The organism is Listeria immobilis (assembly GCF_014322845.1).
GTDB classification, from domain to species: Bacteria; Bacillota; Bacilli; order Lactobacillales; family Listeriaceae; genus Listeria; species Listeria immobilis.
In genome coordinates this window covers 47,867-62,922 of sequence record NZ_JAASUA010000003.1, presented here as the reverse complement: position 1 = coordinate 62,922, position 15,056 = coordinate 47,867, and the positions used below count along the sequence as shown (strand labels likewise).

14 protein-coding genes and 1 other RNA gene are annotated in these 15,056 nt (G+C 37.3%); 14 read left to right on the top strand and 1 reads right to left on the bottom strand.

All coding sequences use genetic code 11. The features are described from left to right. Nucleotides 1-182 precede the first annotated feature (182 nt). From tadA to HCJ45_RS05045, 10 genes are all read left to right on the top strand, one after another. Nucleotides 183-653, top strand: a complete 471-nt coding sequence (gene tadA, locus HCJ45_RS05090) for a tRNA adenosine(34) deaminase TadA (protein ID WP_185347752.1) — start codon at nucleotides 183-185, stop codon at nucleotides 651-653. A gap of 379 nt (nucleotides 654-1,032) precedes the next feature. Further along, nucleotides 1,033-2,439: a cytochrome ubiquinol oxidase subunit I gene (locus tag HCJ45_RS05085; RefSeq protein WP_185347750.1), complete on the top strand. Its 1,407-nt coding sequence runs from the start codon at nucleotides 1,033-1,035 to the stop codon at nucleotides 2,437-2,439. Continuing rightward, nucleotides 2,426-3,439, top strand: a complete 1,014-nt coding sequence (cydB, locus tag HCJ45_RS05080; RefSeq protein ID WP_185347748.1) for a cytochrome d ubiquinol oxidase subunit II — start codon at nucleotides 2,426-2,428, stop codon at nucleotides 3,437-3,439. The genes HCJ45_RS05085 and cydB overlap by 14 nt, the downstream gene beginning before the upstream one ends. Next, on the top strand, nucleotides 3,439-5,163 hold the full coding sequence (cydD, locus tag HCJ45_RS05075) for a thiol reductant ABC exporter subunit CydD (RefSeq protein WP_185380371.1): 1,725 nt from the start codon (nucleotides 3,439-3,441) through the stop codon (nucleotides 5,161-5,163). Before cydB ends, cydD begins: the two co-directional genes overlap by 1 nt. Continuing rightward, nucleotides 5,163-6,902 carry a thiol reductant ABC exporter subunit CydC gene (gene cydC, locus HCJ45_RS05070; protein ID WP_185347744.1) on the top strand — a complete coding sequence of 580 codons (1,740 nt, stop codon included), beginning with the start codon at nucleotides 5,163-5,165 and terminating at the stop codon, nucleotides 6,900-6,902. The genes cydD and cydC overlap by 1 nt, the downstream gene beginning before the upstream one ends. Nucleotides 6,903-7,044: 142 nt before the next feature. Continuing rightward, nucleotides 7,045-7,980, top strand: coding sequence for an LPXTG cell wall anchor domain-containing protein (locus HCJ45_RS05065; protein WP_185380370.1), 936 nt, complete (start codon nucleotides 7,045-7,047; stop codon nucleotides 7,978-7,980). Between the two features lie 263 nt (nucleotides 7,981-8,243). Continuing rightward, nucleotides 8,244-8,684 carry an ester cyclase gene (locus tag HCJ45_RS05060; protein WP_038408019.1) on the top strand — a complete coding sequence of 147 codons (441 nt, stop codon included), beginning with the start codon at nucleotides 8,244-8,246 and terminating at the stop codon, nucleotides 8,682-8,684. Nucleotides 8,685-8,915: 231 nt separating this feature from the next. Beyond that, the gene (locus tag HCJ45_RS05055; RefSeq protein ID WP_185380369.1) at nucleotides 8,916-10,430 is read left to right on the top strand and encodes a gluconokinase; all 1,515 of its coding nucleotides are present in this window, start codon (nucleotides 8,916-8,918) and stop codon (nucleotides 10,428-10,430) included. Between the two features lie 283 nt (nucleotides 10,431-10,713). Continuing rightward, nucleotides 10,714-10,980: signal recognition particle sRNA large type (gene ffs / locus HCJ45_RS05050), an RNA gene on the top strand. Between the two features lie 140 nt (nucleotides 10,981-11,120). Then, nucleotides 11,121-11,762, top strand: a complete 642-nt coding sequence (locus HCJ45_RS05045; RefSeq protein ID WP_185347738.1) for a hypothetical protein — start codon at nucleotides 11,121-11,123, stop codon at nucleotides 11,760-11,762. A 208-nt stretch (nucleotides 11,763-11,970) separates the two neighbouring features. Here the strand turns inward: HCJ45_RS05045 and HCJ45_RS05040 are convergent, their stop codons facing one another. Beyond that, complete coding sequence (locus HCJ45_RS05040) at nucleotides 11,971-12,135, bottom strand: hypothetical protein (protein ID WP_185347842.1); 165 nt, start codon at nucleotides 12,133-12,135, stop codon at nucleotides 11,971-11,973. Nucleotides 12,136-12,579: 444 nt separating this feature from the next. Here HCJ45_RS05040 and HCJ45_RS05035 point away from each other — a divergent pair, with 444 nt between their 5' ends. The 4 genes from HCJ45_RS05035 (at nucleotide 12,580) to HCJ45_RS05020 (ending at nucleotide 14,964) form a co-directional block, all read left to right on the top strand. Further along, nucleotides 12,580-13,944, top strand: coding sequence for a PTS sugar transporter subunit IIC (locus HCJ45_RS05035; RefSeq protein WP_185347736.1), 1,365 nt, complete (start codon nucleotides 12,580-12,582; stop codon nucleotides 13,942-13,944). Nucleotides 13,945-14,076: 132 nt separating this feature from the next. Beyond that, nucleotides 14,077-14,298, top strand: a complete 222-nt coding sequence (locus HCJ45_RS05030; protein WP_185380368.1) for a hypothetical protein — start codon at nucleotides 14,077-14,079, stop codon at nucleotides 14,296-14,298. Nucleotide 14,299: 1 nt separating this feature from the next. Next, complete coding sequence (locus tag HCJ45_RS05025; RefSeq protein WP_185347732.1) at nucleotides 14,300-14,503, top strand: DUF3188 domain-containing protein; 204 nt, start codon at nucleotides 14,300-14,302, stop codon at nucleotides 14,501-14,503. Then, on the top strand, nucleotides 14,500-14,964 hold the full coding sequence (locus HCJ45_RS05020; RefSeq protein WP_185347730.1) for a DUF3284 domain-containing protein: 465 nt from the start codon (nucleotides 14,500-14,502) through the stop codon (nucleotides 14,962-14,964). The genes HCJ45_RS05025 and HCJ45_RS05020 overlap by 4 nt, the downstream gene beginning before the upstream one ends. Nucleotides 14,965-15,056 lie beyond the last annotated feature (92 nt).

The window sequence follows — 15,056 nt, the reverse complement described above, 5'->3', positions numbered from 1 at the left end:
TTATAAGTAGATTGTATATTTTGATAATTTTGTTTTAGTACCTAGTATTAATATATGGTAATATAAATAACTTATGAAAGCAACTAAAAGTATCCTGTGAAAGCCTGAGCAGATTATTCCTATATATTATAGAAGCTATGCTAAAATGACAGTGAGTGACTTTTTAGAAATGAGGTGCGTGGATGGACGAAGCTTTCTTTATGCAACAAGCGCTTGAAGAAGCAGAGAAAGCCCGAGAAATAGGAGAAGTTCCAATTGGTGCAGTGGTTGTTTTAGATGGAGAAATTATTGGTCGGGCGCATAATTTGCGTGAAACTAGCCAGAATGCAGTGACCCATGCGGAATTACTTGCAATTCAAGATGCTTGTCAACACCAAAATTCGTGGCGATTAAGTGGCGCAGAACTATATGTCACCTTAGAACCATGTCCAATGTGCAGTGGAGCGATTTTGCTTTCAAGAATTGATAAGGTATACTACGGCGCTAAAGATCCAAAAGCAGGAACGGTAGGCTCCCTTATGAATTTACTGCAAGATGACAGATTTAATCATACTTGCGAAGTGGAAGCAGGATTAATGGAAGCAGAAAGTAGTGCGATGTTAAAAAATTTCTTTCAAGAATTGCGAAAGAGAAAGAAAATAGATAGGCCTTAAGACTCATTATGCAAAAACGCAATTTTAAATATATATTTGTGAAATAAAAAGCAATAAGTCTTACCAACATTTACAGCGCCATAACTCTTGAGAAATTTGTCACAATCTATTTAAATGAAAATAACATCTAAAGTACTAAATAAATTTGTCTCAAAATAGGATAAAATATACTCCAGATAGAACTTATTATAAAATAAAAATCTTTCTTAACTAGTTCCTAAATCTGTGAAAGCCAAGAATACATATTATATTGCTATGTTTTGTGAATAACAGAGCAACTGAGCACGTCACTTTGGGCGATTTTTCACAAGGTTTTTAAGAAAGATGCGAAATGAGGAGCAAAACTAGTAACATTTAGCATAAAAAGGAGGAGAAAAGGGTGGATAAACTATTTTTAGCCCGTTTTCAATTCGCATCAACAACGATTTTCCATTTCTTATTTGTACCACTTTCAATTGGACTTGTATTTATGGTTGCTCTTATGGAAACGTTGTATGTCGTGAAGGGGAAAGAAATTTACAAAAAAATGTCGAAGTTTTGGGGACACATATTCCTAATTAACTTTGCTGTCGGTGTTGTAACCGGGATTATTCAAGAATTCCAGTTTGGGATGAACTGGTCGGATTACTCTAGATTTGTTGGAGATGTATTCGGAGCGCCACTTGCTATTGAAGCGCTACTTGCATTTTTTATGGAGTCTACTTTTATCGGACTATGGATTTTCGGTTGGGATAAACTAGGAAAAAAATTACATTTAGCATGTATTTGGCTGGTTTCAATCGGAACAATCATGTCTAGTTTCTGGATTTTAGCAGCAAACTCATTTATGCAACATCCGGTTGGTTTTGAATTTAAAAACGGTCGTGCAGAAATGAATGACTTTTTACAACTAATTACTAACGGACAACTACTAGTGGAGTTTCCGCACGTTATATTCGGGGCTTTTGCCACTGGAGCCTTTTTCATCGCCGGTGTCAGTGCGTATAAGATGCTCAAAAAACAAGATGTCGCCTTCTTTAAACGATCATTCCAAATTGCAATGGTAATGGCCGTTATTGGTGGCTTTGGTGTTGCGTTTAGTGGACACTCACAAGCACAATACTTAGTTAAAACACAACCAATGAAAATGGCAGCAACAGAAGGGATTTGGGAAGATACAGCTGACCCAGCTCCGTGGACAATGCTCGCCAAAATTGATCCTGAGAATAAAGAAAACGACTGGGAACTCAACGTCCCATATGCGCTAAGTTTCTTATCTTACGGAACATTAAGTGGTAGCGTAGAAGGTATGAATACGTTACAAAAAGAATACGAAGAAAAATATGGTGAGGGTGATTACATTCCACCAGTAAAAACAGCATTTTGGAGTTTCCGCATCATGGTTGGCGCTGGTATGCTAATGATCATGTTCGCGCTAATCGGTATTGTACTTGCTTGGAAGAAAAAACTTGTTAATGCAAAATGGTATTTACGTTTCATGATTCCAATGATTGGCTTCCCATTCCTTGCGAACTCAATGGGTTGGATTATGACAGAAATAGGGCGGCAACCATGGGTAGTTTTCGGTTATATGAAAACAGCTGATGCGGTATCGCCAAACGTATCATCCGGACAAATTTTATTCTCGATAATTGCCTTCTCTACAATCTATACAATTTTAGCAATTCTCTTGGTTTACTTGTTCATTCGTGAAATTAAAAAAGGACCAGACGGACACAAACCAGAAAAAGAAGAAGTTTCCATAGATCCGTTTGATAAGGGGGATGCAAGCATTGTCACTAAATGAGTTATGGTTTCTATTAATCGCCATCTTGTTCATTGGGTTCTTCTTCCTTGAAGGTTTTGACTTCGGTGTAGGGATGTCTACACGCTTTATGGCTAGAAATGCTTTAGAACGCCGCGTACTCGTAAATACGATTGGGCCGTTCTGGGATGCAAATGAAGTTTGGTTATTAACAGCTGGGGGCGCAATTTTTGCCGCTTTCCCTAACTGGTATGCAACAATGTTTAGTGGATATTATATTCCGCTAGTGTTCTTATTACTTGCCTTAATCGGCCGTGGTGTTTCGTTTGAATTCCGTGGTCAAAAAGATTCTGCTCTTTGGGTAAAAACATGGGACTGGGTTATTTTCTTCGGTAGCATTTTGCCGCCATTCCTATTCGGTGTATTATTTGCAAGTTTGATTCAAGGAATGCCAATTAATAGCAATATGAATATGTATGCTGGATTCTTTGATTATATAACTGTATTTTCTGTTTGGGGCGGACTAACGATTACATTGATGTGTCTGCTACACGGACTATTATTTATTACCCTACGTACTGAAGACGATATTCAAGACCGCGCTCGTCGTATGGCAAAACGAGTTTGGTTCATTACCATACCAGTACTACTAATTTTTGTTGTGCTAGCTTACTTTAATACAGATATGTTCCAAGTTAGACCTGTTCTTGTTCCATTGATGATTGGGATAGTAGTCGTTATGTATTTATTATCTGCTTTGTTCATCTGGAAGGACCGCGATATTTTAGCCTTTACATTTGGTGGGCTTGGAATTGTGTTCACGATTGGTTCTATTTTTGTGGCACTCTTCCCACGTGTAATGATCAGTTCTATAAACAGTGCGTTTGATTTAACAATAGAAAATGCTGCTTCCGGGCAATATTCGCTAAGTGTGATGACCATTGTTGCTGTTACACTCTTACCGTTTGTGCTTGGTTACCAAATTTGGAGCTACTATGTTTTCCGGAAACGCGTTTCTAGTAAGGAGAAAATGACGTATTAATGGGAAAAGATTTAAGGAATTACAAAGGTATTAAAAAAATAATGGCGATACTCGCAGTTTTCACGCTTATTCAAGGTGCTGCGATTATCGTAATGGCAATAACTTTAGCTCGTGCGATTACAGATTTATTTCATGAGCATCCATTTCAATCAGTCACACTTCAAATAGGTCTCTTCGCGGGGGCCTATTTCTTGCGTCACTTTTTGAATGTATGGAAAAAACAAATCGTTTATCGTTATGCTTCTAACTTAGCGAAAACGATGCGGGAAGAGTTGCTGGATAGTTTGTTTGCACTTGGTCCGCGTTTTGCTCGTGCGGAAGGAACTGGGAAAGTTGTAACGATGGTGATGGAAGGTGTAGCAGATTTCCGGAATTATTTGGAACTATTTTTGCCTAAAATGATGAACATGGCGATTATTCCAGCAATGATTTGGGTTTATATTGCTTTTCAAGACTGGACATCGGCCTTTATTTTAATGATTACATTGCCAATTTTAATTGTATTTATGATTATTTTAGGACTTGCTGCAAAAAAACAAGCAGATTCGCAGTTTGAAACGTATCGTGTCCTATCTAATCATTTCGTAGATTCACTAAAGGGTTTGGAAACGTTGAAATACTTAGGATTAAGTCATGTGCATGAGGGGAAAATTGCTTCGGTTAGTTCGCGCTATCGAAAAGCAACGATGAAAACCTTGCGTGTGGCCTTTATGTCGTCGTTTGCGATGGATTTCTTCACGATGCTTTCGATTGCGCTTGTGGCATTATTCCTAGGGCTTGGCTTGATTGATGGCAATATGAACTTGCCGATTGCGTTAAGTGTGCTCATCCTTGCTCCAGAATACTTTTTGCCAGTGCGGGAAGTTGGCTCGGATTACCATGCTACCCTTGACGGACAAGAGGCTGGACGAGTTATTCAAGGTATTATTGACCGCGCGAAAGAAGAAAAACAGGATGAACATGCGCTATCGTTAACAACATTTGCTGAAAATACGAACTTTTCGTTTGAAAATATTACGGTTAAACATGGTGATGGGGATGCTGAGTCGTTGCACGAAGCTAGTTTTACGGTAAATGGTTTTGAAAAAATCGGGATTATTGGTGCGACTGGTGCTGGGAAATCGACGCTGATTGATGTGTTAAGTGGCTTCTTAAACCCAACGTCTGGTGAATTTCACTATAATGATCAAGTCGGTGCCACGCTGTCGTCGCCTGATTGGCAAACACAAGTAACCTATATCCCGCAACATCCATATCTTTTCCACGATACGATTGCTGGTAATATTCGGTTTTATCATCCAAATGCTACCGAAATAGAGATGAAAAAAGCGGCAGAATCAGCCGGCTTAAACCAGTTAGTTGCCGGACTTGAAAATGGTTATGAAACACTTGTGGGAGAAGCAGGAAGAATGCTAAGCGGCGGACAGGAACAACGTGTTGCACTAGCAAGGGCTTTCTTAACTAATCGTCCAGTTGTACTGATGGACGAACCTACTGCTCACTTAGATATTGAAACAGAATACGAGCTTAAAAAACCAATGCTAGATTTATTTGAAAATCGACTAGTCTTTTTTGCAACACACCGTTTACACTGGATGCTAGAAATGGACCGGATAATCGTACTCGACCACGGGGCTGTGGTTGAAACAGGAACCCATGACGAACTACTCGATAAAAAAGGTTTCTATTACGATTTAGTCAAAGCCCAATTGGAGGAAGTATAATGCGGAAAAGCAGCTGGATTATCCCATATATAAAAGAAAATCGTGGCTTGTTCTTGCTTGTTATCTTCCTCGGAACGCTTACTTTTGCATCCGCCGGGGCGCTAATGTTTACGTCAGGGCACTTAATTTCTAAATCTTCTTTAATGCCTGAATCAATTATGGCTGTATACGTTGCGACTGTTGGTGTACGGGCATTTGGAATTATGCGTTCCGTTTCCCGCTACGTAGAACGACTTATGAGCCATTCGTTAGTACTGCGAATTCTGGAAAAAATGCGGGTGCGTTTATACCGTTTACTTGAACCGCAAGCATTATTACTTAAATCTCGATATAAAACTGGCGACATTTTAGGACTACTCGCTGGTGATATTGAACATTTGCAAAACTTCTATCTTACAACGATGCTACCGGCAATTGTTAGTTTAGTCCTTTACGCTGGAGTAGTTATCGCACTAGGCGTGTTTTCAGTACCATTTGCGATACTATTTGTCTTTTTAATTGGGATGTTGGTACTTGTTTTACCATGGGTGTCGCTTTTATATGCTCGCGGGAAAAATGCTTATTTAAAACAAGGGCGAAATGGACTTTATCAAAAGTTCACGGATGCTGTTTTTGGAATTAGTGATTGGAAGTTTAGCGGTCGAGAAAAAACCTTCATTACTAATTACGAAAAAGACGAAGCGAATATGTTGCATACGGAAAATAAACAATTCCATTTTGTGAACTGGCGTGATTTTTTTAGCCAATTAGTGGTAGGTTTTATGGTGATAGCGATGGTTTATTGGAGTACAGCTGAGTCACGTGATGGCGCATTTTCAGGTACGATGATTGCTGCATTTGTTTTAGCTATTATGGCACTTGCAGAAGCATTCGTTCCAGTTTCTAGTGCTATTAGCGACAAATCGCTTTACCAAGACTCCCTTTCTCGTTTAGACAAAATAGAAGACCCAACCTTACCAACTTTTGAAGAAGAGGCTAATGAAACGGAGCGAATTGATACAAAACAAGTTATTTTACAGGCGGAAAATGTCACTTTCGCTTATGATGAAAAATCGGCGAATATACTAAACGGCTTTGATTTTACTTTGCAACAAGGGGAAAAAGTGGCGATTATTGGGCGAAGTGGAACTGGGAAATCTACTTTTCTAAAATTAATTCAAGGGGCACTGCTCCCAACTGATGGAAAAGTGACTTTGAATAATATGGAAGTGGAAAAATTGCGACCACAAATTCCAGAACTTATCTCCATGCTAAATCAAAAAGCCCATCTTTTTAGTACAAGTGTATTAAATAATATTCGACTAGGAAACCAAGATGCTAGTGATGAAGAAGTTTATGCGGCAGCAAAGAAAGTCCAACTACATGATTTTATTATGAGCATGCCAGATGGTTATCATACACAAATGAATGAAATGGGTGAGCGTTTTTCAGGCGGAGAACGTGGCCGGATTGCGCTAGCACGGATTTTACTTCAAAATACTCCAATCGTTATTTTAGACGAGCCAACTGTTGGGCTGGATCCAATAACAGAACGAGATTTACTAGCGACCATTTTTGAAACTTTAGCAGATAAATCATTAATTTGGGTGACACATCACTTAGTTGGCGCCGAAAAAATGGATCGAGTTTTATTTTTAGAAGATGGAAAAACGCTGATGGAAGGTCCTCATGCTGAATTAATGGCAGCTGAACCACGATATAAACGACTTTACCAACTAGACCGACCAATCGAATTATAAAATTAATGGTTTGCTAATTTCCCGTTAGCAAGCCATTTTTGTCGTCAATTTTTAATAATTGTAACAAACATGTAATTTAAAATTGACTTTATGCTCATTTCTGATTATGATTGAGGTAAGTAAAAAGAAAGGGGAATTTATTATGAACAAATTCCGCGGACTAGTAGTTTTAGCTTTATTAACTTGTCTTATCACCCCATTTTCATTGGCAGCAAGTGCTGAAACGAATGAAAATGGTAATAATCAACCGAGTACAGAAGAGCAAACAATGGATTCCAATGAAAATACAGTTCCGGAAGTGGAGTCGAAAACAACGGAACCTGTAAAAGAAACGGCAACACCCGAAACACCCCAAACAACAATAGATATTACCGACTCAACGGAAGTTTACACGTATGAACAAAACAGTGACATCAAACTAACTGATTTCACCGCAACTTTAAGTGAATATACAGGTACGGAATTATCTAATTATCGTTTGGCCGAGGATGTGTCGCTAACAACAGCAGATGCTGGCTTGCAAGATGTGACATTACTTGGTGATACAAAAGACGGTGAAACAACTGCGGTTAAGTTAAATTACTTGGTAAAAGCACCTGTTGCAACTTTATCAGTTACTAATTTAAATTTTGACTTAGAAACGAAAATTTTCTCAGGAAAAACCAAACCTTTTGCCAGTGTTTATATGAGCTCTCCAGAAGATGAAAACTTTGGAGAAGGGCGTGTTGATGCGGACAAAGATGGGAATTTCTATGCTTCATGGGCAACCACACCAAAGGAAATTACTACCTATGCATTTGATGAAGCAGGAAACTTTAGTAAGGAAGTAACTTACACTGTCCCAGCTAAAAAAGAAAATGAAGAAGCAGTTCAAGTTCCTGAAAAAGTGAAAAAAATCGAAAACAATAATTCTGTAAAAAGTGTTACTACAGCTACTTCAGAGGAACCTAAAAAAGAAGCAGCGTCTAAATCAGAACTCCCAAGTACAGGTGACCAAGGCGTTGAATGGATTTTTGTTGTCATTGGCGCAATAGTCGTTCTTATAGCAATAGTACTTTTAAGAAAACGCAAAAAATAACTAAGCAATTTTCATAGCAAAAAACACTAAATTTAACACGATAAATTAAGTTCTGGCAAAAAGCGGCAGAGAAAATCAGTTAGTTTGATTTCTCTGTCGCTTTTTTGTTAATTATGCAAAAATAAGCTTTTCTGTGGTAAATACACATAAAATAGAAGCTTTTTTTATTAATGTTCATCAGTTCTACACATTATGAAAACGTTTTTTTGATATAATTAAGTAGGAAAAAGCTTTTCATATTAAAAATACAAGGGGCGATATAAATGGGAAATCCAATGACAATTGAAGAGAAAAGAATGATTCCACATCTTTTCCATACGAATCTTAATAATAGAGACTTTGATAAGCAGTATGAGTTAATTACACCAGACATTATTTTCCATAAAAATGGTGCAGTGATTGAAGGCGCGGATAATTTTATCGCTACCATTCGTGCAATTGTTGACTTTTCAAATGATGCCAAAGTAGAAGACCATGAAATTTATGCGGATGATAACGTAGCAATAAGTCGCTTTAGCATATCTGGAACTTTAACAGGAGATATTACTTTCCCGAATGGAGATAGCGCAAGTAAAACGGGGAAAAAATTTAGTTATGGTGCGGTAGAGTTTTTTGAATTTAATGATGAAGGAAAAGTATATGAAATTCGTCAAATCAATGATTCTGGATTAACACCAACAACAATCGAAAATCAAGTTAAATAAAGCTGAAAAGGGGCTAAAATAAAAACATCTCAATAATAAAACGCAAGCAGGAATCTTGTATAGAACATTTTTTAATGATGCTATGCAATGATTTCTGCTTGTTTATTTTGGGTTATATCTGGCTATTCCATATAGTTTTGCATTTTTCATCAAAAATGAAGTACCCCAGCCACCAAATTTTTTTCGATTTAACGTATAATGGTAAGAAAAGCAGTTACGAGGTGAAATATTTTGACGAATAGCTCTTACATAATGGGCGTGGACATTGGAACCTCTAGCACAAAAGCAGTTCTTTTTAATGAGCAGGGAGAGGTTATCCACCGAGAAGCAATTCACTATGATTTAGTGACGGATGAAACTGGCAAGGCGGAAGAAAGTCCTACAGAAATTTTTGAAGCGGTAATTACCTCCATCCGTCACGTGATGAGTAAGATAAATAAAGCTGATTTGCGTGGAATATCGTTTAGTTCTGCCATGCATAGTTTGATTGCAGCCAAAAGTAATGGGGAACTTCTAACTGAATGTATTACCTGGGCGGACGGACGAAGCAGTGAGGCGCTCGAAAATGTTAAACGGGATAATTACCTCTTTCAACTTTACGAAGCGACAGGGACACCGATACACCCAATGAGCCCATTTGCAAAAATCTGCTGGTTAAAAGAAACAGAACCCGAGCTATTTAATCGCACGGAAAAATTTATAGATATTAAAGCTTATATTTTGTATCGTTTTTTCGGAGTGTGGGTGATGGATGAGTCTTTGGCATCTGGAACGGGGCTTTACAATATTTTAGAGCATGACTGGGAATTTGAAGCAATGGAAATTGTGAAATTAACACCAGATTTCTTTCCAAAAGTGGTTCCGGAAACGTATCAATTAACAGGCATGAAGGCGAAATATGTTGAATTTATGGGAATTCCAGATGATGTTCCACTTATTGTTGGCGGTAGTGATGGCGCACTTGCGAATATCGGAATCCAAGCGACAGGGCGCAATGATGTGACGATTACTGTTGGTACAAGTGGTGCTGTTCGAAAATTAACAAATGAATTTCAAGTGGATTCTCGCGGTCGAACATTTTGTTACGGGGCGGGTGATGGGTATTTCATCGCTGGTGGTGCAGTGAACAATGGTGGTAAAGTAGTCGAATGGGGTCTGGAACAATTTGGCTCTGAAAGTGAAATTGCCAATCGAGACTTTGCTAGTTTTATTGCCCGTATTGATGAAGTGAATCCAGGAGCAGCAGGTCTTTTATTCCAACCGTACTTACTAGGAGAGCGTGCGCCTTTTTGGACTAATGATATTCGTGGTGGCTTTGTTGGACTGACAATTAATCATACTAACGCCCATTTTATAAGAGCAATTTTAGAAGGGATTGCTTTTAATCTTGCAGAAGTATATGAGGCAGTTTCAGCTCCAGATGATATTATTTATGTAACGGGAGGAATATCCGCACACGAGCCTTGGTGTAGATTGCTTGCTGATATTTTAAACCGCGAAATTCGGGTTCCGCATACAATTGAAGGATCAAGTTTAGGCGCTGCTATTATTGGAATGCGTTCACTTGGAATATTAAAAGATCTAAATCTCCAAAAAACATTGCCAATCAAAGCTATTTATCATCCTAGTGAAAACGTAGAAAAGTATGCGGAATTGCGTTTGATTTTCACACAAGTATCAACCCAGCTAATGTCTAGCTATAGCCAATTAAATAGTTGGCAGAAGAAGTTTGAAAATAACAGCTAAATTTTCCATTTCATGATATAATCACTAAAAGAAAAGCGAAAATGTGAAGTAAGGGGGAGATGAACGTGAATAAGAAAATAGTATGGATTGCCTTAACATTAGTAGGTATTTGTGTAGTTGGAACAATAGTTGCCGCGATCATGAGTTTTTACTTACGTTAAAAAATTTCCCGAGTTTCTACTTGCACTTTTCATATGAAAAAGGTACACTAGTAATTGAGCTCTTTTCAGAGTTTAGGCTAAATATTTTTTGTTTTGCGAACTAATTATTGGTAGCAAATTTGTCGTGCTAGACGGGGAGGTAGCGGCGCCCTGTAACCCGCAATCCGCTCTAGCGGGGTTGAATTCCTCACTTGAGGCATCGTAATTGTTTGGTCTGCCCTTGACAAGTGGTGTTGAAGGTTGGGTCTTGCGCAATGAGAACCTGTGAACCATGTCAGGTCCGGAAGGAAGCAGCATTAATCAGTGCTTCTCATGTGCCGCGAGGTTGCCTGGCCCGAGCTAACTATCAGGGTAACGCAGGTGATTGCATGTCGATGTGAGGTGCGCGACACTAATTTTAAATATATTAAAAGACTATTTTGCTCAGCGCGAAGTAGTCTTTTTTAGTTAAATTGACACCTGTAATTATATAGCATAAACTGGTACAATATAAGATAAGTAATGTAATTTATAACAAAGGATGAAAATAATGCAACGGCTAAAAACAAAAAAGAAATGGCTACCAGCTTTAATTGTCGCAATTTTAATAGGTATAGTAGTCATCCTGGCAATTATGTTCGGTTTCTTCCAGCGTCAAGAAGTTTATGATAAATATGATGTAGCATATGAAATAGAAGGCGAATTATATGAAGTATTTCCAATTAGCACAACGGATATTGGTGTAGATAAAAAATCATCGGATAAACATTTCTATTTCCGAGTGAATAGTTATTATAATATCGATTATTTATTTAGATTAGCCTATAAACAATACGAAATAAATGAGCCATCTACCAATAAGTATTACTCAGGTTTAATTGATTACAGTGTTGCCGATAACGCCTACGTAACGCAGAAAGATGTCTATATGACGAAGGATGAATCGTATGCAACGTATGATTTTTTTGATAAAACTGGTAAGAAAATCTATACGTATAATCCTGAAGAAACCTCTACAGATGATTATATCGTCCGCATTAAACCAACCATTTTACAAGGCTACGAAAAAAGTGATATTGGTAGTTATGACGACTACTTAGATATTACAGCGCTATTTAAGGATAAACTTGGAATGGATGTAAACGTTCGAATAGATGATGCAAAAAACATGGTGATTTTCTCTATTAAATAAAGAAATGCCACCATATACAGTGCGCCCCTAAATTTAGACCAAAAAATCTAATTTTAGGGGCGTATTTTAATTGGCTAAATAGGATAAATTCAAGGGGGAAATAAAAAAGTCAAGCCTTCTTTAAAGGGACTTGACTCAAAATTTTTATTAAATCGTTTTCTTTTTTGCAGTTTTAAAATGACAGAGTGAATAACTAAATTCTTATAATTTAGCTTCGTTCATTCCGCTTTTCTTCATTGTTTACTGCTTCTTTTTGCAATTCCTGCTCGGTTTCTGGAACTTTTATGTCATCCGGAAAAATAATCGAAAAATGTTCTTTTTTGACTACTTTACTATTTTTAGATTCTTCCGGCATATCACGTTTAACAGCCATCATTATCACCTCGAACTATTTGTATTACTTACTCCATGCTCATTATAACACAAAACGGAATAAGGATAAATTCATTGGAACTGTGTAATGTTAGCGCTTACTTACACAGTTTTTTAGGCTATGTGTGTAAGCGTTTTTTGGGGATAAGAAAGATAGTAAATACAAGTAAGTTTGTATCCTTGGAACATTTCAATGAGTTGGCACAAAAATTGCAATAAAGTAAAGTGAATCTAAATGTAAGCCTTATCATGAAGCGGAGAGGAGGACTCCCAATATTTCACGAGGTGTGCAAAGGTTCCATCTGATTTATTTTTCGTAATGGGGATTGTGAAAAATAAAGTGAACAGATATAGCTGACTAGCTTAAAGGGGATATATACATAGAAATTATATTTGGTTTCAAGAGATGAGCGATAAATAAAAAGGAAAAATGGGAGGATATAATATGAATGGATTAACAGCATTTTTAGAAAAGTATTTTGTACCAGTAGCTGCGAAAATTGGTTCGCAAAAACATTTAGTGGCATTACGTGATGCATTTATTTCAACAATGCCAATTACAATGGCTGGCTCAATTGCGGTACTTTTAAATGCCTTTTTCAGAGATTTTCCGACTGACTGGGGATGGACAGGCTTTGTTTCAGCAATGCAACCGCTAATCGAAGTTAATGGATACGTATACAATGGGACGTTAGCGATTGTATCAATTATTTTTGCTTTTTCACTAGGTTATAATTTATCGAAAGTGTATGAGGTGGATCGTCTAGCTGGGGGGCTAGTATCACTTGCTGCTTTTGTTATGAACTTAACTGTTACTGTTAGCTTAGATGCAGTAAAAGGTGCAATTGCCGCTGCTAATGCTAATTTTGATGTAAATATGTTACCAGAAGAATTTACTGGAGTTCCAGGATTCTTTAATCTTAGCCAGGTAAATGGTACAGGTTTGTTTACTGCAATGATTTTCGGTTTTATTTCAACTATTATTTACGCGAAACTTATGCGTAGAAATATTATTATTAAAATGCCAGATACTGTTCCACCGGCAGTAAGTAAAGCATTTGCAGCGATTATTCCTGCTCTTGTGGCGCTTTATGTAGTGGGGATTATTGACTGGGCGTTCTTTAAAATTACGGATATGGATGTTATTACGTGGATTTCCAAAACAATCCAAGAACCGTTGCTTTCACTTTCGCAAGGTTACGGGGCAGTTTTACTAGTTACTTTCTTAGTGCAGCTATTATGGTTCTTCGGGATTCATGGTCCAAACGTTCTTGCACCAGTTTTAGAATCGCTATGGGGTACGGCACAACTGCAAAACATTAGTGCAGCACAAGAAGGCGTTAAATTACCATTCGAATGGGTACGTGGCTCTTTCGATGCTTATGTATGGATGGGTGGATCAGGTGGAACGCTCGTACTGATTATTGCCTTACTTATGTTCTCAAAACGAGCGGATGCGCGAACAGTGGCAAAATTATCACTGGCTCCGGGTATATTTAATATCAATGAACCAATCATGTTCGGTTTACCTATTGTATTAAATACTATCTATTTAATACCGTTTCTTATCGCACCAATGGTAATGGTTACGATTGCTTATTTTGCAACAACACTTGGGCTGGTTGAACCAGTTAAAATTGCAGTAGTTTGGGTAATGCCACCACTGCTGAATTCATTCCTAGCAACTGGAGGAGATTGGATGGCACCGGTGATTTCACTCATAAATATGGTCGTCGCTTTCTTGATTTGGGTACCATTTGTTATTACCGCAAATCGGGTTGGTGTACCAGAAGAAGAGATGAAAGCTTAGAAATAATAAGTTTCTGGCTAGGTACATTCACTTTGTATCTAGCCAGTATATCATGTAGGATTTCCTGCGCTATTTTTATTCATTGCAAGAAGCAGAAGATAAAGTTAAACTATATATAAGGAGGTTTTTTAAATGATTATTCTTAATTGCCCAATGAAACGAGATTATATTACTGAATTACTAGAAACATACGATAAAGATGGTGTGACTTTTAAAAAAATAGATGAACAAGGCATGAAATTGACATTTGAAACAAACATTGAGGATGAAGATAAAGCAGTAAAAATTGCAAAAGAAACAATTAAGGCAACGGAAATAGGTTCAGTTCTTTATTTCCAAGTTAGTGTGGGCTAAAATGAAGATTGTTAATGCACTATTTATTATTAGTATTGGTCTTATTATTATTATGTTTAGTCCTTCCTATGGAAAAGATGGAATGGCTAGTGTGCCTCTTTTAGTTACTGGTCTTGTAGTTGTTCTAATTGGCTGCCTTTTTATCGTGCTAAAAATCCGTAAAGATAAGAAAGAAAAGAATCAGAAGGAGTCGGTTAAAAAGTGAATGTAACACAGAAATTATATATATCCCAAAAGGAATGCTTTGACACAATAGTTAATTCAGCAATTTATGACGTAAAAAATGCTACGGGAAAAACAGTTCAAAGACATAAATTAGAAGGATATAAATATCAAAGAACCATGTCCAACGGGGCTCTTGCTACAACAAAAATTGTTCAAGTAAAGCCATATGAACTATACCAATTCGAAACGAGCAGCCGAGTAAATAAACATACAACCACCTATACAATTAAATCTACAAGTGAAACAACATGTGAGGTTACATATAACGAATCAATCGAAACAGAAAAAGCATTAAATAAAATGAATAATATTATTGTTGGCTTTATGTTTGGTTTTTTCCGTAAGAAACGTGTGAAAAATTTGCTAAAATCAATTGAGCTTTCGGTTATTAATGAAAGTAAGAAGAAGCAAGAGAAGTTAGCCGCTAAAAGGGAACAATAAAATCTAGAATCGGGCTTTTTCGAAAGTCGGGTTCTTTTTTTGAGGATAGCTGGGTTTAGTGTAGTAAGGCGTGGGTTTATAAAACAAAGTGC